Source organism: Blautia sp. HCP3S3_C12 (assembly GCF_052064155.1).
Classification (GTDB): Bacteria; Bacillota; Clostridia; order Lachnospirales; family Lachnospiraceae; genus Blautia_A.
In genome coordinates, this window is record NZ_JBQHWC010000009.1 from 86,634 (window position 1) to 107,868 (window position 21,235).

General features: G+C 40.1%; 17 protein-coding genes. 2 read left to right on the forward strand and 15 right to left on the reverse strand.

The genetic code is table 11. The features are described from left to right. Positions 1–9: 9 nt before the first annotated feature. The 7 genes from ACTNDS_RS09180 to ACTNDS_RS09210 form a co-directional block, all read right to left on the reverse strand. Positions 10–2,085: a beta-glucosidase family protein gene (locus tag ACTNDS_RS09180; RefSeq protein ID WP_441035207.1), complete on the reverse strand. Its 2,076-nt coding sequence runs from the start codon at positions 2,083–2,085 to the stop codon at positions 10–12. Positions 2,086–2,129: 44 nt separating this feature from the next. Continuing rightward, entirely contained in the window at positions 2,130–3,146 is a 1,017-nt protein-coding gene (mglC, locus tag ACTNDS_RS09185) for a galactose/methyl galactoside ABC transporter permease MglC (RefSeq protein WP_441035209.1), read from the reverse strand. A 31-nt stretch (positions 3,147–3,177) separates the two neighbouring features. Next, positions 3,178–4,671, reverse strand: coding sequence for a sugar ABC transporter ATP-binding protein (locus ACTNDS_RS09190; protein ID WP_055153306.1), 1,494 nt, complete (start codon positions 4,669–4,671; stop codon positions 3,178–3,180). 75 nt (positions 4,672–4,746) lie between these two features. Next, complete coding sequence (locus ACTNDS_RS09195) at positions 4,747–5,802, reverse strand: galactose ABC transporter substrate-binding protein (protein ID WP_441035211.1); 1,056 nt, start codon at positions 5,800–5,802, stop codon at positions 4,747–4,749. Positions 5,803–5,992: 190 nt separating this feature from the next. After that, positions 5,993–7,417, reverse strand: coding sequence for an ATP-binding cassette domain-containing protein (locus ACTNDS_RS09200; protein WP_441035213.1), 1,425 nt, complete (start codon positions 7,415–7,417; stop codon positions 5,993–5,995). Further along, on the reverse strand, positions 7,414–8,448 hold the full coding sequence (locus ACTNDS_RS09205; protein WP_441035215.1) for a sensor histidine kinase: 1,035 nt from the start codon (positions 8,446–8,448) through the stop codon (positions 7,414–7,416). Before ACTNDS_RS09205 ends, ACTNDS_RS09200 begins: the two co-directional genes overlap by 4 nt. A 24-nt stretch (positions 8,449–8,472) precedes the next feature. Continuing rightward, positions 8,473–10,092 carry a response regulator gene (locus tag ACTNDS_RS09210; protein ID WP_441035217.1) on the reverse strand — a complete coding sequence of 540 codons (1,620 nt, stop codon included), beginning with the start codon at positions 10,090–10,092 and terminating at the stop codon, positions 8,473–8,475. A gap of 342 nt (positions 10,093–10,434) precedes the next feature. Between ACTNDS_RS09210 and nudC the strand changes: the two genes are divergently transcribed. After that, a complete protein-coding gene (gene nudC / locus ACTNDS_RS09215) occupies positions 10,435–11,283 on the forward strand; it encodes an NAD(+) diphosphatase (RefSeq protein ID WP_441035219.1) in 849 nt (282 codons plus the stop codon). Between the two features lie 149 nt (positions 11,284–11,432). Here the strand turns inward: nudC and ACTNDS_RS09220 are convergent, their stop codons facing one another. From ACTNDS_RS09220 to ACTNDS_RS09255, 8 genes are all read right to left on the reverse strand, one after another. Next, complete coding sequence (locus ACTNDS_RS09220; protein WP_441035241.1) at positions 11,433–12,584, reverse strand: DnaJ C-terminal domain-containing protein; 1,152 nt, start codon at positions 12,582–12,584, stop codon at positions 11,433–11,435. A gap of 125 nt (positions 12,585–12,709) precedes the next feature. Next, a complete protein-coding gene (locus ACTNDS_RS09225; RefSeq protein WP_008705425.1) occupies positions 12,710–13,177 on the reverse strand; it encodes an Hsp20/alpha crystallin family protein in 468 nt (155 codons plus the stop codon). 185 nt (positions 13,178–13,362) lie between these two features. After that, positions 13,363–13,830, reverse strand: a complete 468-nt coding sequence (locus tag ACTNDS_RS09230) for an Hsp20/alpha crystallin family protein (RefSeq protein WP_008705428.1) — start codon at positions 13,828–13,830, stop codon at positions 13,363–13,365. Positions 13,831–14,181: 351 nt separating this feature from the next. Further along, a complete protein-coding gene (locus tag ACTNDS_RS09235; protein ID WP_441035222.1) occupies positions 14,182–17,328 on the reverse strand; it encodes an ATP-binding protein in 3,147 nt (1,048 codons plus the stop codon). Next, entirely contained in the window at positions 17,316–17,867 is a 552-nt protein-coding gene (locus ACTNDS_RS09240; RefSeq protein WP_441035224.1) for a phosphatase PAP2 family protein, read from the reverse strand. Before ACTNDS_RS09240 ends, ACTNDS_RS09235 begins: the two co-directional genes overlap by 13 nt. Positions 17,868–17,986: 119 nt before the next feature. Beyond that, positions 17,987–18,901: a 4Fe-4S binding protein gene (locus ACTNDS_RS09245; RefSeq protein ID WP_441035226.1), complete on the reverse strand. Its 915-nt coding sequence runs from the start codon at positions 18,899–18,901 to the stop codon at positions 17,987–17,989. Continuing rightward, positions 18,902–19,066: a CD1871A family CXXC motif-containing protein gene (locus ACTNDS_RS09250; RefSeq protein ID WP_019160354.1), complete on the reverse strand. Its 165-nt coding sequence runs from the start codon at positions 19,064–19,066 to the stop codon at positions 18,902–18,904. Further along, a complete protein-coding gene (locus tag ACTNDS_RS09255) occupies positions 19,067–20,269 on the reverse strand; it encodes a TlpA family protein disulfide reductase (RefSeq protein ID WP_441035228.1) in 1,203 nt (400 codons plus the stop codon). It abuts the gene before it with no gap. A gap of 479 nt (positions 20,270–20,748) precedes the next feature. Between ACTNDS_RS09255 and ACTNDS_RS09260 the strand changes: the two genes are divergently transcribed. Next, positions 20,749–21,234 (forward strand): sensor histidine kinase, encoded by a 486-nt coding sequence (locus ACTNDS_RS09260; protein ID WP_441035230.1) that lies wholly within the window; start codon positions 20,749–20,751, stop codon positions 21,232–21,234. Position 21,235 lies beyond the last annotated feature (1 nt).

The window sequence follows — 21,235 nt, forward strand, 5'->3', positions numbered from 1 at the left end:
TTCTCCCTGTTATTGTCCAAAATTAAATTTCACAGATTTTAATGCTTCTTTGCAGCTGCAGTCACCTGTATATGCAATATATGTAATATCCTCTTCTACAAAATCATCTTTTTCTTCTGAATAATAAGCCATATCCTTTGAACTTACCTGAAGAGAAACTTTCTTTTCTTCTCCCGGCATTAATTCTACTCTCGCGAAATCTTTCAAGATTTTAACCGGACGATCTACAGCACTTCCCTCACATCCGATATAAAGCTGTACAACTTCTGCGCCTTTTACATCTCCTGTATTCTTTACATTAACAGAAATCTTTGCTGTTTTATCAAATACTTCAACTGTCGGCTCGCTGATGTCAAATGTTGTATAGGATAAACCATAGCCAAACGGATACAGAACAGGAATGTTTTCTTTATCCATCTTGCAGTAGCCATGATAATATTCATACTCTGCATATGTGCAGTCAGGATCAAAATCAGGATAGCTGTCTTCGGAAAGTGCTACTGTATATGGAAGTTTACCGCTTGGGCAAACATCACCGAACAGAATATCTGCCAGTACATTCCCGCCTTCCATTCCACTGTAGAAGGAGAAGATAATTGCAGGAACATCTTTTTCCCACTCATCGATCAGGATTGCACTGCTTCCGATAATGGAAACGACAGTATTCGGATTCACACCCTTTACACCATGAATCAGATCGATATCTCTCTGATGAAGTCTCATGCTTGCTCTGTCTCCGCCCATTCCGGCAATATCACTTCTATCAGCCAGATATTCTCCTTCATCGCTATGGATATAACCGGCAACGATCACTACTGCATCAGCATCTGCTGCAAGTTCTTTTGCACGTTCCAGATCACTTCCGTCATTATAAAGGATCTGTGCTTTCGGCATTTTTTTCATCAGGCCTTTAAATGGCGTAACTGTATAATATGGATGAACCTTACTGGAACCATGGTCGCCGATATTTTCTGTATCTCCCAGTACTCCAAGAACTACGATCTTCTCTGTTTTCTCTTTATCAAGCGGAAGTACATGATTTTCATTCTTCAGAAGTACCATCGATTCTTCTGCTGCTCTCTTTGCTACTGCTATATGTTCCGGGCATGCAAGAATATCTTCTGTATATTCCTGCGGATCTTTTCTTGTCTCATAATAGAGTACAGTACGAAGAATGTAACCAACTGCTTCATCTACATCTTCCATAGCAAGAGTTCCGTCTTCAATTGCTTTAGGGATCTGTTCTGCATAATGACAGATACATGGCATTTCAACATTCATTCCACTCTTTACTGCCTTTGGACCATCTTTTACAGCCCAGAGGAAATCAGATAAAGTAAATCCCTCGAATCCCCATTTATCTCTGAGGATATCTTTTAACAGATATTTACTCTCCGATGCCTGTTCTCCATAAACTTTATTGTATGCTCCCATTACAGAAGCCGCGCCTTCTTCAATACATCTCTTGAAGTGAGGAAGATATACTTCAAAAAGTGTTCTCTTATCTGCATGCACATCAGCTTTAAATCTCGCATTTTCAATACTGTTCATTGCGAAATGTTTAATGCACGCCATAACATTCTGACTCTGAACACCTCTGGTCAGAGCTGCTCCCATTTCTCCCAGATGATAAGTATCTTCTCCATAGCACTCTTGCGCACGACCCCAACGCGGGTTTCTCGGAAGGTTGATGCAGACACCACCGTAATAGTTTCCACCCACTGCACGAACTTCTGCACCGATTACTTCTCCAATCTTCTCTTCCAGATCGCGATCAAAGCTGGCACCTCTTGCCATGGAAACAGGAAAGCAGGTTGCAGATCCAGCTACTACGCCTCTTGGTCCATCTACAAAACGGATATTTGGAATGCCAAGACGTTCTACTTCTTTTGTCGGATACGGTTTTACATTATAATGTTCAATCAGAAACAGATCATCCAGTAATTTCTTCTCTGTAACCTGTCCTGACATTATCCCAATCTTCTCATCCAGTGTGAGTTCCTGGATCACTTCATCTACATATTTCTTTATTGTTTTTTTTGAACAATTTTCTGTCAGTTTTGTTCTTTTTACTACATCCCTCATCCTTTACTTCTCCTTTCATAATTGCACTTGTCTGATGTTTATTTTTATTTTCTCTTTGCATATTTTCTCATGTCAATAATAACAGCAAGAAGAATGATCAGACCTTTTACGATATACTGCCAGTACATGTTTACACCGATGAATGCAAGGCCATAATTGATAACTGTGAACATCAGAACACCAATTACGATACCGCCTACACTACCAACACCACCTGAAAGAGATACACCGCCGATTACGCAGGCAGCAACTGCATCCATTTCATATCCGTTACCGGTTGTATTGGAAGCACTTCCGATACGTCCTACTTCCAGGGCTGCTGCAAATGCATACATCATACCTGCAATTGCGTAAACCATAATCTGTGTCTTTATAACATTTACACCTGATACTTTTGCAGCTTCCGGGTTACCACCTACTGCAAACATATATTTACCAAATTTTGTTTTATTCCATACGATCCACATAACTACACATACTGCTGCGGCAATGATGATCAGATACGGAATCTGGAAGTCTCCGATTCCAATAGAACCAATTGCAATCTGAGTTACTTTTGAATCAATACCACCAATTGGCTGTGCACCATATGGCGGACGGTCAAAATAAATAGAAGATGCACCATATAAGATCAACTGCATACCAAGCGTTGCGATAAACGGCGGTACTTTAAATACTGCAACAAGCACACCGGATATTCCACCAAGTACAAGACAGATTGCCAGTACCAGTAATAATGGAACGATCAGCGGAAGCTCTTTTAAATTCGGATACATTCTGTATGCATAGTCTGGATCCTGAACTAAAGATGCGAAGATAACTGCTGCCAGACCGATCATACGTCCTGTGGAAAGGTCAACGCCCTGCACTACCAGTACCATTCCGGCTGCTAATGCAATAATAATCTTAGTTGATGACTGCGCAAAAATATTTTTAAAGTTATTGAATGATAAGAATCTTGGTTCTACTACCACAATTGCAACTAACAGGATAATAAAAACCAGATAAATTGCTTTTTCAGCAATAAGTTCTTTAATTGAAATGTTCTTTGAATTTTTCACCAGAATCCCCTCCTGAGTTCGTATTGAAAGATCAGATAAATCGGGCCGCTGCCTGCATAACATCTACCTGTCCTACTTCTTTTGAATCAAATATAGCTGATTGATGTCCATTGCTCATAACCAGAATCCTGTCGGAAATTCCGAACAGTTCCGGCATTTCTGAGCTTACTACGATAATTCCTTTTCCTTGCTCAGCCAGCTGGTTGATCAGCTGATAGATTTCAAATTTAGCACCTACGTCAATACCCCTGGTAGGCTCATCCAAGAGCAGGATATCAGGATCTGTCAGCAGCCATCTGCCCAGAATTACTTTCTGCTGATTTCCTCCTGAAAGGTTCGCGATCTTGGACTTCATTGACGGAGTTTTTACTTTCATGGCATTTATCATTTTGGTAATATCTGCTTTCATTTTTTCTCCGTTTAAAAGTCCCGTCTTCTGATATTTCGGTAAATTGGAAATTGTCATATTAAATCCAACACTCAAACCTCCAAAAATACCATCCGATCTTCGTTCCTCTGTCAGCATTGCAAATCCATTCGCCATTGCCTCTTTTGGACTTCTGTTCTGAACTTCTTTTCCTTTTACCAGTATCTGACCTTTGCCTTTCATTCTTATGCCAAATAATGTTTCAAGGATTTCCGTTCTCTTAGATCCTACTAATCCGGCGATTCCAAGGATTTCTCCCTTATGTAATTGAAAATTAACGCCCTCAAATCCTGGATTTAATGTACCGAGGTCTTTTACTTCCATTAATACATCACCTATCTTGGCTTTCTTTTCCGGATAGCGGTCTTTTAATTCTCGTCCAACCATCATTTTGATGATCTTATCAATGGTCAACTCACTGGCAGGTTTTGTATCAATCCACCTGCCATCTCTCATGACTGTTACATCATCAGAAATACGCAGAATTTCTTCCATTTTATGTGATATATAAATAATACTGGTATTCTTTTTCTTAAGCTTTTCTATAATCTTAAAAAGATGCTCTACTTCTTTCTCTGTAAGCGATGAAGTCGGTTCATCCATTACAATTACTTTTGAGTTATACGAAACTGCTTTTGCAATCTCTATCATCTGTTTTTGTGAAACTTTCAGGGTTCCTATCTTAACCTTCGGATTTACCTGAATATCCAAATCATCGAAAATCGCTTTTGTGTCTTCATACATTTTCTGGTCATCTACCAGACCATGCTTCATTGGAAATCTTCCAAGCCACATATTTTCCATAACTGTCTGATTTAATACCTGGTTCAGTTCCTGATGCACCATGGATACATGATTCTGTAATGCTTCTGATGGGCTGGAAAATTTAATGTTTTTGCCATCCAGAATGATTTCGCCCTCATCAAATGAATAAATACCGAACAGACATTTCATTAATGTGGATTTACCTGCACCATTTTCTCCCATAAGAGAATGCACTGTTCCAGGACGTACACATAACGTTACATCGTCAAGTGCTTTTACACCAGGAAACGATTTTGAAATATGCTTTAATTCCAATATATATTCTGTTCCCATTTTAAAATCCTTTCCCTCTTTTTTATTACAGGCATCCGTTTAAAACGAATGCCTGCCTGTAAAATCAGTTATTTTTTATTCATAAGTTGACTTTGCTAAATCAAGATTATCTTTGGTGATTGCCTGATATGGAACTCGTACAGCTTTTGCTTCTTCTTCCATTTCTACACCTTCGATTCCATCCACAGCGTCTTTACCACTTGTAAGGTTCTCTGCCATTTTTACAATTGTCTGTCCCTGAGTCTTAGCATCCTGTAATACGGAACCTGTGATCTCACCGCTTTCAATCTTGGAAAGAATTTCAGGAAGAGCATCAATTCCATAAATCGGAATGTATTTGCTGCTTTCTTCTCCATCTGTATTAAATCCGGCTGCTTCTACTGCTGATAAAGCACCAAGTGCCATTGCATCGTTTCCTGCTACGCAGCATTCAATTTCGTCACCGTATTTAGATACCCATGCATCCATTTTTTCTTTTGCAGTTGCTGTTACCCACATTCCTGTATCTTCTGCAAGAAGGTCAATCTCAATTCCTGCATCTTCGATCGTGCTCTTGAGATAATCACATCTCGGCTGGGATGCTGTATGTCCCGGGTCACCCATCAGATATACAAGCTGTAATTTTCCATCACCGTTTTTATCCATTTCCGGATGTCCTTTCCAGTAGTCGATTACCATCTGTGCCTGAATAGATGCACCATAATCTCCACCTGTAGATGTTACCTGATAAGCATTTTCATAAGAATTAATTACATCGTAATCTGTTATCTCTTTGTTGAAGAAAATGATCGGAACATTTCCTGCGTCTTTACATTTCTGGATCAGTGTCGGAGCTGCTGTTACATCACATACAGAAACTGCAACTACAGAAGCGCCTTTAGCCAGCATTGTATCAACCTGATTGTTCTGTGTGGACTGGTCATTCTGTCCATCTTCGATGTTTGTTTTAAAGATTCCATCGCATGCATTTGTAATCGCTTTTCCAATATAAGAGTTGAAGTTATCAGAAGCTGAATAAATACCTGCGCCAAGAATCTTCTCATCATCAGCCTTTACCTGTGCTGCACCTACGCCGCCAACACCGGCTACCATTACTGCTGCCATTAAGACACTTAATAACTTTTTCTTCATTTGTAAACCCTCCCATTAGTTTATTTTACGCGTTTGTTATTTTGTATACTCATATTAACTTTGAGGTCCTATTTTTTCAACTTTTGATATTTAGATTAAGGGGGACATTCTTTTGTTTCTTATTTTTGTATAAAAAAAAGACGAATTATCCAAAATTTTTATCATTATTGCACATTCGTCTTTTTTTGCTTTACCATTCTTCTTCTCTTGTCAGCACACCGTGCTTAAGAAACATGGATTCTCCCTTGATTTTATTCATAATTGCAAAGTTAGCAGTAAGAAGAATTACTCCGATTCCTCTTTTCTGCAATGCTCCGATCATCTTTCTTGTAATTTCCCTCATATTAATATCCATATCTGTAAATGGATTCTCAATGATCACAATCTTTGGCTGATACACCAGCCATTTTTCATAGGCCAGCTTCTGTAGTTCTGCATTTCCAATATTTTTCAGTTTCTTCTTATTCAGCTCATCGTTCTGAAGGAAATCACTTACACTTCTGGTATACTTTTTCGCAAACCAGAATCCTCTTACCTTTTCATGCAGCGGCACACTCACATTTTCCGTTGCACTCATATTATCCAGGATCATGCTCCTATACGGTGCCTCTGTTATAAACCCTACGCCCTCACGTACTGCCTGGCTCATATTTGATACCTTATACAATTTCTCAGAAATATAAATCTGTCCTTCTTCAATGCTCTCTTCTCCCGAAAACATTTCCCAGAAACTGCTCTTGCTTTTTTCATCTGAATAATAAATCTTAAGCAGCTCTCCGGAACACAATGTAAAATTAAGATTCTTCAGATAACAGGTACTTACATCTCTTACTTCTAATACATTGTTCTGCCCATTTATTACTTTCTGCCCATAGGCTCCAAATGTTTCTGCCTTATTTTCATATATCAGAGCTTTCAGAACTTTACTCAACTTACAGTTTAACTGAGAAATCCCAGATACAAATGTAGTTCTTCCATTTTGAACAACTGCAATAGATTCCATCCATTCCATAATAAAATCTTCAAATCCTACTGTAACCAGAAATGACATATGGGATTTCATTTTGTCAATAAGAGAAAACACTTCTCCCAGATCCTTTTCTGATAAAAAGCTGGTAATCTCATCCAGAATCACAATTTTCTTTCTTTCCTCATAGGCTTTAAGTAATTCTATAATAACCTTTTCCTTGGCAGATAAATTTCTGACTTTATGAGGCATATCATCCGAAATATTCAGTTCCGTCCTTAACTTCTGGAAACGTTCTCTATACTCTTTCTGATCCAGAAACAGTTTTCTGTCTGAAAAAAGAAATATATTATCTTCTATCGTAATAGAAGGCAGTAATTTACTTTTAGAACCAATCACCGCCACCTGCTGTTTTAACAATCTGGCAGCTTCTTCATAAGCTTTCCTTTCCTCATTTACAAAAATCTTTCCTGAATAAAGTAAAACATCTCCAAGCAGCATATCAATAAAGAGCTTCTGTTCCAGAATATCATCGAATACGATTCCTGTTATTTCTCCCTGAAACAGTTCCAGAGACAGATCATCAAATATAACATTATTCCCTTTTTTTATCTTTCCGCCTTCTATATTCAGTAATTCTCTTTTCACTGATTTCTCTGCTCCCTGTTTGTAATGATCGGTACCGATATCCTGACTTCTGTTCCAAGATTAGGAATACTATAAATATGTATTCCATATTCATCCCCAAATAACAGCTTAATACGCCTGGATACATTCGGCAGAGCAATACCTCCACGTTTACGCTTCTCTTCTGTCAGCGGCCCTGAAGTTATCTCCAGTCTCTGGTTGATCTTTATAAGCTCTTCTTCGTCAATTCCAATTCCGTCATCATGAATATTGATCAGAAGTTTCTTCTCTGTCATCTCCAGTGAAATGGTGATAACTCCACCTTCTGCTTTCGCTTCCAGACCATGGAGAATTGCATTTTCAACTACAGGTTGCAAAGTAAGTTTAGGGAGTTTACATTCCAGGATCCTTGCATAGTCATCCGGAAAATTAACTCTCATATCCAGTTTATCTCCAAAACGATACTGCTGTATTTTAAAATAATTCTCTACATTCTCCAGTTCATCTTCTACTGAAACCAGATTTCCTGTATCCGTGATGGTATATCTGAAAAATGTAGACAATGCTTCCGTCGTATCAGCAATACTATCAATTCCTTCACATAGCGCATCTCCTCGTATTGCTTCCAGCGTATTATACAGAAAATGAGGATTGATCTGATTCTGCAGTGCAAGAAGTTCTGCATGTTTTGTCGATAACTCAATAATGTTCTTTTTATCCAATATGGAATCCAGCTTCTGCATTACTTCATTCTGCTCTGGAAAAATCTGATAATCCTGATCAATCAATTCCTGAAAACTTCCACTCTGTATAAAATGTTTGAATAATTTTCTGGTCTCATTACATGGTTTTATCAGAAACTTATAAATAATCACATAAATGCTTCCTGTAATAACCATCTCTGTCACAATAACCACCATCATAGAAAAGAATCCCAGATATCCTTTCGATGCAGCCCATATAACTTCTATAAACTGAAGACCTGCCCCTAATCCCAGAAGAACCCACAAAAAATTAACTGCCTGTCTGCTAAATATATTTCTTTTTTTCATAGTTTTTGCACCTGCACATTTTGATTAACTATATAACTTTCTAAATTCTGAAGGATTCAATCCTGTTGTCTTCTTAAACAATTTAGAAAAATATTTCAGATCATTATATCCTACTGCAGATGCTACTTCCGCAATGTCATAATTAGTCTGTATGAGATAGTTCTTTGCATTTTGGATACGAAGCTCTGTCACATACTCAAGGAAATTTTTTCCTGTTTCTTTCTTAAACAGTGTAGAAAAATAGGCAGCATTAAATCCAATATACTCACTGACGTTCTCCAGACTGATATGTTTGTTGAAATTATCATGGATATATTTCTTTGCATCACGTATCGGTTTACTCTCTTCATCCTGAATATTCTTCATATAAACCTGATGCACCCGGGACAGATCCGATTTGATCCACTGAAAGAGTTCATCATAATCCCATATCCTTCTGTACTGTTTTTTATAATCTTCAATCAGAAAAAGATTTCTGCCTTCACGAGAATATTTCATACCAAACCGCAATGTTTCAACTAATTCACCAAAAACTTCATAAACCAGTTTTCCGTCATACTTAAATGGCTTCAATTTCTCTCCAACCTTGTCAACAAGGCGGAGGGTTCCTTCAATATCCATTCTTTCCTGATAGGTCAGAATTTCATTTCGCAGACCACTGTCAAAAATTTCTTCTTTAGTTTTTCCACTTTTACTGTCTTCACTATAGCAGATATATGTATCTTCATTTTCGCCCATTCGATTCATGATCGCCAGTTCTGCCTCTCGGAAACTATCCGTGATTCCCATATAAGAACTATGTGTATTTCCCTGTCCGATCCTTATTCTGATATCAGGAAATACAGTTTTCAAATTAGATACATTAACTATCAAATGTTTTAGCTTTTTTCTGACTGGTTCAATCTCTTTATCCACTGTATTTAAAATGCATACGATTTCATCCTGATATACTGTAGACATATAAGTTTCGCAGTATATCTCCAATTTTTCTTTTACCATCTGATGAATTTTGTTCATTACAAATTCTTCACTGTCACCGGCAGATTTGTCCGAATTTTTTGAGAAAAATGGCCTGACTCTGACTGCTGTAAAAAATCCTTTATGAAATTTACAACCATACTGTTCATTCAACTGTTCCAGACTCATATCTGCTTTTAGCGGATTAGTTGCTGAGTTTTGGAGCGTTTTCATAAGAAAATTCTCCCGTATATGTTCTCTGGATGCTTCAATGATAGATTCCATTTCGTTTCTGATTCTGGTACTCTTAATCAGAGATTCATGTGATTCTTTAATTTCAGTTAATGAGTTTTCCAGTTCTCTCTTTTTTAATGGTTTCAGCAGGTAGTCTTTTACCCCATACTTGATTGCCTGCTGTGCATATTCAAACTGACTGTAACCGCTAATTACTATGAAATTAATCTCCGGATTCACTTCTTTTGCCCTGCGTATCAGTTCAAGTCCATCATACACCGGCATACGTATATCTGTAATCACAATATCCGGCTTCTTCTCACAAATATTTTCATAAGCAGTCTTCCCATCATTTGCGAAACCAATAATATCCATTTCCAGGGCATCCCAATCCACAAGATGCTGAATCAGACGGCATACTTTTATTTCATCATCTGCTATTAATACCTTCAATCTTCTTCCTCCCAGTCTATTTCCGCATATATTAACATTAATCCTTCTGAAATTCTATTATAAACTATCTAATTCTTTTTGTATACCTATGAATCTTCTTTGTATTATCATCAAATTATCTGACACATTGTCTTTTTTTCAGAATAAATATTTATTGCTTGCTTTTATAAAACTCCAAGAATATACTATGAACAGATAATGAATCTGTATTATTTTGCCACTCATTATCTTCTTATATTTTTCTGATAAACCATAAAGAATTTATAACTACACTCACAAATAATCTTATCAGAATCTTATGAAATTATTTTATAACAAAATAAAGAAAAGGATATCTACAATATGATTCAGGACATCGCACCACATACTTATCACAACGAATACAAACCTTCTGCCCCGGATAAAGACAGCTTTATCCTTGCATACGAAAAAGGCAGTATACTTCTTCCCCGCCAGGAACGGGATGCAGATATTACTTTCCCACGTTTCCGGGAGTTGGAGGAAAAGATCGCTGATCTTTACAACAATTTTATTTATCTGTTTTCCATAGATGATCAGCGTTTCTACCTGATCCCGGAGCTGGATACCTCTCTGCTTCCGGACTATGAATTTCAGGATGTACGGATTCTTCGGACCGCTCAGCCACAGCATCTTGCATTTGCAGGAATTACAGGACATCAGCTTTTCCAGTGGTACAGCAAGCGCCGGTTCTGCGGCTGCTGTAGAGAACCAATGCTGCACAGCCAGAAAGAACGTATGATGGAATGCCCTTCCTGCGGCAATCAGGAATATCCTGTTCTGTGTCCTGCAGTTATTGTAGGGATCACAAACGGAAATAAAATCATCCTGTCCAAATATGAAGGACGTCGATTCAAACGCTACGCTCTCATTGCAGGCTTTGCAGAAATCGGAGAAACAATTGAGGAGACTGTTCACAGAGAAGTGATGGAAGAAGTGGGACTGAAGGTCAAAAATCTCCGCTACTACAAGAGCCAGCCCTGGTCCTTCAGCAGTACCTTGCTTTTTGGATTTTTCTGTGACGTAGACGGCGATGATACCCTGACCATAGACCATGAAGAACTCTCCATGGCACAGTGGGTAGAACGGGACAAAATCCCGGATCAGGGCAATAATATCAGCCTGACCAAGGAAATGATGATGCTCTTCCGTGATGGAAAAGAACCCAGATAAACAATATTCTATATCAGAAAAAGCTCATAGAATATTTTTCCCTATTATGCTAAAAGGATACATACACGGTAATGTTACTGTGCATGTATCCTTTTCGTTTCTCTGTAAAATTGCTTCACTATATTCTCAAAAATATTTCTGATTACTCTTCACGCCGCACTCCCGCTGCCAAATCCACGGCTTCTGCGGCTTCCATTACATTCCTGTTCGAATTCTTTCAGTTTCCGTCTTGCATCCGGTGTCAGGTTTGTCGGAACTTCAATCTGTACAGTTGCATATTCATCGCCATGTACAGACGGATTGTTCATGGCAACGATACCTTTACCTCTCAGACGTATCTTCGTTCCGGACTGAGTACCCGGTTTGATGTTACAGAGAACATCACCGTAAATGGTGTGAACCTTTGCCTCACCGCCAAATACTGCTGTTGTAAATGGGATATTTACAGTTGTGTAAATATCTCTGCCTTCCCGTTTATATCCGGGCTTATCCTGAACATTTACTTTCAGAAGCAGATCACCGGCTTCACCTCCGCCCACTCCCGGATATCCTTTTCCTTTAAGTCTGATAGACTTACCGGATTCAATACCTGCCGGAATATTGACTTCGTAATTCTGGACGCCACCGTTGCTGCTCTGCAGGCGGATAACCTTCTTACCGCCAAAAGCAGCTTCATCAAAGCTGACAGTAACCTCCGCATGAAGATCCTCACCTTTACTGCTGTAAGAACCGCTAAAGCCATGACTGCGGAAATCACTTCCACCTGTACCAAAGCCACTGCCGAAGCCGCCAGTTCCATTGCTTCCGAATCCACCAAAACCACTTCCATGAAATCCACTGCCACCGAAGCCGCTGCTTCCAAAACCACCTGATGATTTACTCTTCTTAAATCCACCACCAAAGAGATTCTTCAGGATATCATCCATATCTTCGCCATTTTCAAAATGATATTCATGATAACCATTGCCATCACTGTACGAGCCATGGAAACCACCGCCAAATGGATTGCCCTGTGCTCCGCCAAAGCCACTGCCAAACGGGCTGCCCTGTGCGTTTCCATAATTACCGGCACCTTCTTCAAAAGCAGCGTGGCCAAACTGGTCATACAGTTTACGCTTCTTCTCATCACTCAGAACATCATAGGCTTCATTTACTTCCTTAAAATGCTCTGCTGCCGAAGCATTTCCCTCATTGCTGTCCGGATGATATTTCTTGGCCAGTTTTCTGTATGCTTTCTTAATCGTTGCTGCATCCGCATTTTTGTTCACGCCCAGAACTTCATAGTAGTCTCTTTTCAATATCATCACCTTCCTTCATAAACACATTCTAACGCAATCATTCCTGACTTCATATTTCTGCAATCCTCATTATGCAAACAACGGGAAGCCAAAAGATTTGACCTCCCGTTGCTGTAACTTAACATCTATTATCCTTCAATGGAGATGCTGTGCTTCTGTTCCACTGCTGGCTTTGCTTCTTTCTTCGGAACAAATAATGTCAGGATACCATGTTTGAATTCTGCTTTGATGTCGTCCTGATGTACTTCTTTACCTACATAGAAGCTACGACTGCAGGCACCTGCATAACGTTCTCTGCGGATATAACGTCCTGTCTCTTTTTCCTTCTCATCTTTATCCAGACCTTTCTCTGCACTGATGGTCAGATAACCATTTTCAAGTGCTGCATGAACTTCATCTTTCTTAAATCCTGGAAGATCTACAATCAGTTCGTATCCGTTATTCATTTCCTTGATATCAGTTTTCATTACATGATTTGCTTTATGTCCATAAAGTTTCTTCTCTGCATCCTTCATTGCTCTGTCATCATAATAGAATGGGAAATCTCCAAAAAAGTCATCAAATAAATTTTCTCCAAAAATACTAGGCATTAACATAAGTCATATCTCCTTTTCTAATATATTTTATATATGTCAAATCTGTTCACCAGATTTACTTTCCAAATCTATCTTTACAGGTTTTTTCAACCTTTTATTTTCAATCTTTTAGTGTAAGCTTTTATTTTTATATCTGTTTTTAATCTCTGGCTGACCCTTAACGGGTCAGTCAGAATATTTATTCATCAGCCTTCAATGGCAATTGTTTTCTTCTGTTCTACCGCTGGTTTTGCTTCTTTCTTTGGTACAAATAATGTGAGGATACCATGTTTGAATTCTGCTTTAATGTCTTCTTTCTCAACTTCTTTACCTACATAGAAGCTACGGCTGCAGGCACCTGCATAACGTTCCTTACGGATATAACGTCCTGTCTCTTTCTCCTGCTCATCTTTGTCCAGGCCTTTCTCTGCACTGATAGTCAGATAACCATTCTCCAGGTCAGCCTTTACTTCATCTTTGGTAAATCCCGGAAGATCTACGACCAGTTCATAACCTTTATCAGTCTCCTTGATATCGGTTTTCATTATGTGGCTGGCTCTGCGTCCGTAAAGTTTCTTCTCTGTATCTTTCATTGCTCTGTCATCATAATAAAATGGAAAATCTCCAAAAAAGTCATCAAATAAATTTTCTCCAAAAATACTAGGCATCAACATAAGTCATCTCTCCTTTTCTATACCGTCCATCTGTATGTGATGGACTCTCAGTTATGCATCTTTACCTTGTTTCTTTGGAACTTAGGTTATTCGGAATCTCATGGAACTTATTTCTTTGTTCTCTTTTTGTTCCCCTTCCTTTGTTCTAGCTGTAATATAACACTTATTATTAGCACTGTCAAGAGGTGAGTGCTAATTTTTTTGTGAAGAATTTGTGAATTGTGAACCGGCAAAAAAAAGACGCAACCCACATTTCTGTGACTTACGCCTTTCTCTGCTCATATTTTGTCATCCAGACTTTTAACTCTATTTATGATAACTTACTCATAACAACATACCTTACAAATGACATTACTTTCCGCAGCACTCCACAATAGTTTTCTCTACATCTTCTATCTGAAATGGTTTTGCCAGATGTGCGGTCATGCCGGCTGCGAGACATCTTTTGGCATCTTCCTCAAATGCGTTTGCAGTCATTGCAATGATCGGAATTGTTTTTGCATCCGGCCGATCCATGGCACGTATGGCTTTTGTTGCTGCAATCCCATCCATAACAGGCATCATAAAATCCATTAATATGGCATCAAAGGTTCCCGGAGGATTACTTTCGAAGTGCTCCACTGCCTGTCTGCCGTTTTCTACAACTGTAACCTTCGCACCGTCATCTGTCAGCAGCATTTCTACGATTTCTGCACTAAGCTCATTATCCTCGGCTGCCAGCAGATGCAGTCCACGAATATCATATTTCTCTGCAATTTCCTTATCCTTTTTCTGTTCCCGGGCAATCTCAAATGGAATGGTAATGACAAACACAGTTCCAACGCCCACCTGACTTGTCACTTCAATACTTCCATTCATCTGCTCAATCAATCCCTTAGTGATCGCCATTCCCAGACCGGTTCCCTGATAAACACTCCGGGCATCTGTTTTTTCCTGTGAAAACGGATCAAAAATGCGGCTCAGAAACTCTGCACTCATCCCTATACCTGTATCAGAAATCGTCCATCTGTATGTACAGATCCCATCATGTACATCTGCAGCCTCCATTACCGTAGTGATCTTTCCTCCCGGCTGGTTATACTTAATACAGTTTCCATAGATATTCAGAAAAATCTGGCGAAGATGCAGTGAGCTTCCATAGACATAAGGATAGGGAATATCCTCCTTATTTTTCTCATAAATCCACTGAATGTCCTCATCTGCTGCCCTGTGAGTGATAATACTCTCAATCTCATAAACCAGATCTTTGAGACAGATATATTCATGAGTCAGAACAATATGACCTTCCTCTATTTTACTCATCTGCAGAACATCATTGATAAGGGAGAGCAGATGATCCGCTGCTATCTTCATCTTTTTATGATTTTCCCGTATCAGTGCTTTATCCTCAAAATGGGTCTCGTCAATCTTTAACAGACCAATAATACCATTCAAAGGTGTCCTGATATCATGGCTCATACGACTGAGGAAATTGGTTTTTGCCCTGCTCTCGGCACGCATCTCATTGAATGCTGCCTGAAGGCGCGCCTGTTCCTGCTCATCCCGTTCATGTCTCTGTGTGGTATCCTGCAGCAGAATGATCGCATAGATCATAGGCACCTCAGCAAGAATTTCTGTATCAAACACCACCATTTTGGTCATCAGAACTGTTTTCTGTACCCAGCGGATACTTCCATCGTCTTCGCGGGCACAATATTCCACAGACATATTTGTTTCTCCATTCTCAAACCTCTTACGAAGTTTTTCACAGTTATCTGTCATGCAGTAACCGGCAATTGTTTCCTGGGTGATTTTTTTCTCATATTCCCAGCAATAATCCCGATAAGAACATGGAAGCGGGTAGTCCATAAAAAGTTCCCGGCTCTTCTGTTCTTTTCCATTCAGTACGATTCTTCTTTCCAGAACATCCTTTGTCAGATTTACTGTATAGATCACATCTGACAATTCCAGAAGCGCATCCACATAGCTGTCATTTTCCAGGATAGACTGTTTCAGCTGTTCATAATAGAGCTGTAGCTGCTCTTTTGCACCTGTCTGACCTTCAGAAGTTTTTCGGATAGTTTCAAATGCCAGAAGAAAATGATGCAGCTTTTTGTCCTCATCCCAGTCCACCGGAATCAATGTCAGGCGGTTATACGCCCCCTGTTTCCCGATATTATACTCATATTCCAGCACATCTTTCTTCGTATGCATTTTCTTTTGAAGTTCCGAAATCTGCAGTCCTTCGCGGATATCTGCCTGACAGGACTTTTCAATCTGTTCCTCTATAATCTGTTCCACTGCACCGGAGTATGCACCATCAGAGGCCAGGAAAAAATTTTCACTGGAACGAATCGCCCGATAGGTATCCATCCTGGCATCACAATACAGACAGTCTGAGAAATTACTGCCGTGCTGATTAAGCAGTTTTAACAGCTGATATCCCTGATGCTTTTCTGCTGCAGCCTCTTCCCTTTTTACATGATTCTTATTGATATACATGTTTTTGTCTGCGCAATTAAACAGCTCTCTCATTGTACTTCCGGGAAAATCGCCGGCCAGTGCAAATCCCACCGCATAACTTAAGGGAGTATCCGGATACACTCTGGATTCCTCTAGCATATCCCTGCGCACCTTTTCAAGGCACTGTGTCATCTGTTCCCTGTCCAGTCCGTGGGTAACTACAAGAAATTCATCTCCACCTGCTCTTCCCACAAACTGCTCAGCCGGCATGGAATCCCGCAGGCAGATGGCAAATCTACGGATATAGGCATCACCGGCTTCATGACCTCTGCTGTCATTAATACGCCGGAGATTATTAAGATCAAAACTGCAGACACCGGTATCTGCATCCGGTTCTGTCTCACTCAGCAATTCTTCACATTTATTTTTGTTCGGAAGTCCTGTCGCATCATCCAGATATACTTTACGCTGCAGCAGGCGGTTCATTGCAGCATATTGTATTGCTTTGATGAACTCATATCCAATCAACAGCATCAGCACAACAATATCTGATGTGATATATTTCTCAAGCAATGATAAGGATGTGGCTTTTTTCTGCGAATATTTTTCGGCCAGACCTGTTGCTTCATCACAGATTACAAAGAAATCCTCACTTCTGGATATAATATCTGTTTTTTCATATCCTTCAGATCTCCCCAAACAGATTTCCTTATACAGATCAGAAAAGCCCTCGTCCAGTTCCTGCATTTTATTCTGAAAATCCCTATCATTCAGATATACCAGATTCAGTTTCGTATTTCCATTGCGCAGACCATCAATGAAAGACTTTACTTCCTGGATCATTGCATCGTCCTGTTCCCCGGCAACCTCCAGCTTGATGATCCTCTGTGTCTCTCCACGGACTAAACCGGTATAATTTACAATACGAGCCGTTCCCTGAATATCAGAAACAATTCCCATCATTATAATAATAAGGATAGCCAGAATAACTGCCAGAATACCAATACTGACCTGAATAATACTGGATTTCTTTTTCTTATTCTTTACTTCGGACATGGCCCTCCCCCTTCTTGTTTTGTTCTGTAAAAAATGGCCTGGATGAACCGATATCCCAGATATCCTGATATAGCGCCTGCCAGGGCTCCGCCAAGAACATCTGTGGGATAATGCACATACAAATACAATCTTGATATTCCTATCAGACAGGCAAGAACCAGAACCGGTTTCCACAGCTTCTTTTCTCCTGCCAGATATAAAGCAGTTACTGAAGCAAATGCCGCTGCTGTATGTCCTGACGGAAAAGAATAATCATGAAGTCTGGATACCAGAAGCTGCACTCCTGTATTTACATCATAAGGTCTTGTCCTTGCCACCAGATTTTTTAATATTACATTGCAAAGTAATAAATCTATTATCAAAGCAGCCGCCATAATTGCACCTGTTTTTCTCATTTTAGGAATCAGAAGAAATACTATCGTCATCACGATCCATATAATCCCTGCATTCCCCAAGCTCGTAATAAACACCATCAATTTGTCCAGAAACGGCGTGTGCAAAGTCTGGAACCAGTCCAGAATATTTAATTCAATGCTCATATCTTTTCTCCCATTCTTTCAGCATATGCATTATTTTACCCTACTTTTTCCTGTATGCCTACTCAAATTTGAATATATTTATTTATAAACAGGCAAAAAAACACCTGGCAGACTACTTTTTATAGTCTGTCAGGTGTTCTTCTGATTCCACACTGGATTGCACCTGTCGGACAGGCTTTCTTGCATCTGCCGCAGCGGATACATTCCGGGCTGTTGGAGTTTTCCACAGGGTCTACGATCATCTGGCATGCTTTTGCACATTTTCCGCATTTTATACACTTGTCCTTATCCACTCTGTATTTATACAGGGAAACGGGATTAAATACGGAATAAAGTGCTCCCAGGGGACAGATATATTTGCAAAACGGACGGTAGATCAAAATAGAGAGAATGATCGTTATGACAAGGATCACATTCTTCCATATGTACAGCCAGCCCAGTGCACTGCGCATGGATTTATTCAGAAGTACCAGCGGCAGTCCGCCCTCCAGTGTTCCTGCCGGGCAGATCAGTTTGCAGAAATAGGGTGCCCCCTGTCCCATAATATCCACCAGAAACAACGGAAGCAGAATTACAAATACTGCGAAAATCACATATTTCAGCTTACGAAGCAGCTTGTCGCCTTTGAATGTGCGGATTTTCTTAGGAAATGGAATCTTATTCAGCAGATCCTGGATCAGTCCGAAGGGGCAGAGAAAACCGCAGATCAGCCTTCCCACCATAGCCCCGATGAAGATAAGAAATCCCACCACATAATAAGCCATTTTGAAATTCCAGCTCCCTATCACAGCCTGAAGAGAACCGATAGGACAGGCGCCAACAGCACCGGGGCAGGAATAACAGTTCAGGCCCGGAACACAGGCATTTTTCAATTTGCCTGTGTAAATTTTGCCTGTGACAAAACCGGTAACATGACTGTTTGTAATGAATGCCCACAGTGCCTGGATTCCATGGCGGGGCCACTCATTGATCTTCATATTTTTTGTGTTTTGTTTCTTATTACTTTTGTTATCGTTGTTCTTTTGATTACTCATTTATCCAATTCCCACACATTCCATACAGATGTTAATGGCTTTTGTAAACACCACTGCCAGCTCTCCGCGGGAAATCCCATATCCCATAAAACAGGCTCCCACAAGCATAAGAATCACAGCCGGCCATTTACTGTTCCATATTTTGCTGGTTTTTAATTTATTCATTTATTTTCCCTCTGTGACATTCTCCAGCTCTTTTTCCACGATTTCTTTCCACTCGTCCAGACTGTGGCTTCCGGAGTAAGTTTCGCCTACAATATTTCCGTTCTTATCAACAAAGAACGTTTCCGGGAAAGCGGAGATTCCATTAAGACGTCCGTTCATCATTCCGGAATCCGGGATCAGGAATGGATAGGATGCCTTTGTTTTCTCCTGAAGTACCTGAGCCTTTTTCACTGCTACCTCATCCTGCTTTCCATCACTGCCTACTGTATCCAGTGTCACGCCTACTACTCCTACTCCTTTATCCTTCATCTCCTGATAAAGCTTCTCCAGATCAGGAATCTCATTGACACATGGAGAACACCAGGTGGTGAAAATATTTACCATAGTCAGATCATATTTGCTGAAGATATCCTGTGTGTAAGTTTTTCCATCAACTCCTGTTGTTTCAAATTTGCCTACATTTGTTCCTTCAGCTGCCTCTGTACTGTCAGAAGTATCCTGCGGCTGATCAAATGCAGAAAGCATCTGGAACGGGGTCATTTCTGTAAGTGTTACTTCAATCCCCTCCACGTCCTTTAACAGATCTGCATCCGCATCTTTGTTTGTGCTGAGATAATATTTATATTTACCGTCACTGCTAGTACCCAGTTCTTTATGCTCTGTGCAGCCGGTAATGGTATCCAGATCTTTCTGGGATTCCTCATCATACATTCCGATCACACCTACTCTGCTGAGACTTTTCAGCCAGTCGTCATATCCGGTGCCCATCTTGTCCACCTCTGCATCCTTCTGCTCATCTGTCAGGGTGCACCAGCTGGCTGTGGCATATGTGACTGCATCTGCATTGTCATTCCATCTCTCATCTGTGAACATGTAAATGTTCTTCTTCTCCATCTGCTCTTTCAGGTCTTTGGAAATCCCTAATTTCATTCCAAGAAATGGATACTCATAAGTATCCTGTGCAGGCTGAGCAATCTCTGAGGGTTTGAAAGATCCTGCGATCAAGCCCTCGGAAGCTGCCACACTGCCATCATCTGCTGCCTGAGCATCCTTTCCATCCATCTGAGCCGCACCTGCACCGGCTTCCTCTGCAGGCACTGAAAGAGTTTCCTCTGCATGTGCAGTTACAATACCTCCCATAGATGTCACACTTAATACACCTGCTGCAAAAATCGCCATTAATCTTATTCTTCTGTTTTTCATTATAAGTAAGCTCCCTTCATTTTTTACTGCTATGATTTTTATATTACTTTTAAGCCAAGCCGATAAAAACATACACTTCTCTACCTGCTCCTAACCAAATAACTGCTTCACAGTTTAATTGGTTAATTCCTTATGTCTGTCTGCAGATCTGGATTTCATCCCCGCATGACAGACACTGTTTTATTGATATGCACACATTATAGCATCTGAGAAATAAAATCTGTGTTAAGAAAATAACTTTTCAAAATTTTATTTCATGGCCAATCACAGACAAATCTGAAACTTGTTAAAAGAACTTTGTAATCGGATATTTTAGAGGATTGCTATAATATGAAACATTTTCTTTTTTTTACACGAATTTTATACTTCGTGTGCTATGATAAAATTGATAATATATCAGAGTCAAAATTTTAACCGAATCAAGTAAGTCCCCTGAACAGACCGGACGGCTTTCCCATCTTGCGGAAATCCTGCTGGACATGACAGGCCTTCAGACTGTAGAGCGTTCTGACACTATTTCTCTTGCAGCACTCACAGAAGAGGTTTTCTGCGATCTGGACCCGGTTGCAGAAAAGCATCATATCCGGCTTATTCAGACAGAAGATGACTGTACTGTTACAGGCAGCTATATCCTTCTGTACCGGGCAGTCTATAATCTGGTTGAAAATGCGATCAAATATAACCGGCCTTCCGGTTCCGTTACTGTAAGCATTCATTCTGCAGAATCTGCAGTCCTGGAGGTAACTGACACAGGCATCGGTATCTCCCCTGAAAATCAGGAAAAAATCTTTGATCCCTTCTACCGTGTGGACAAATCCCGCAGCCGCGCCATGGGCGGTGCAGGTCTGGGGCTTGCTCTTGTAAGCGAGATTGCCAGACAGCACAACGGCCAGGTAAAAGTAACCCAGAGCAGCGAAAAAGGCAGTACCATTGCCCTGATACTGCCTGAATCAACTGACTATTGAT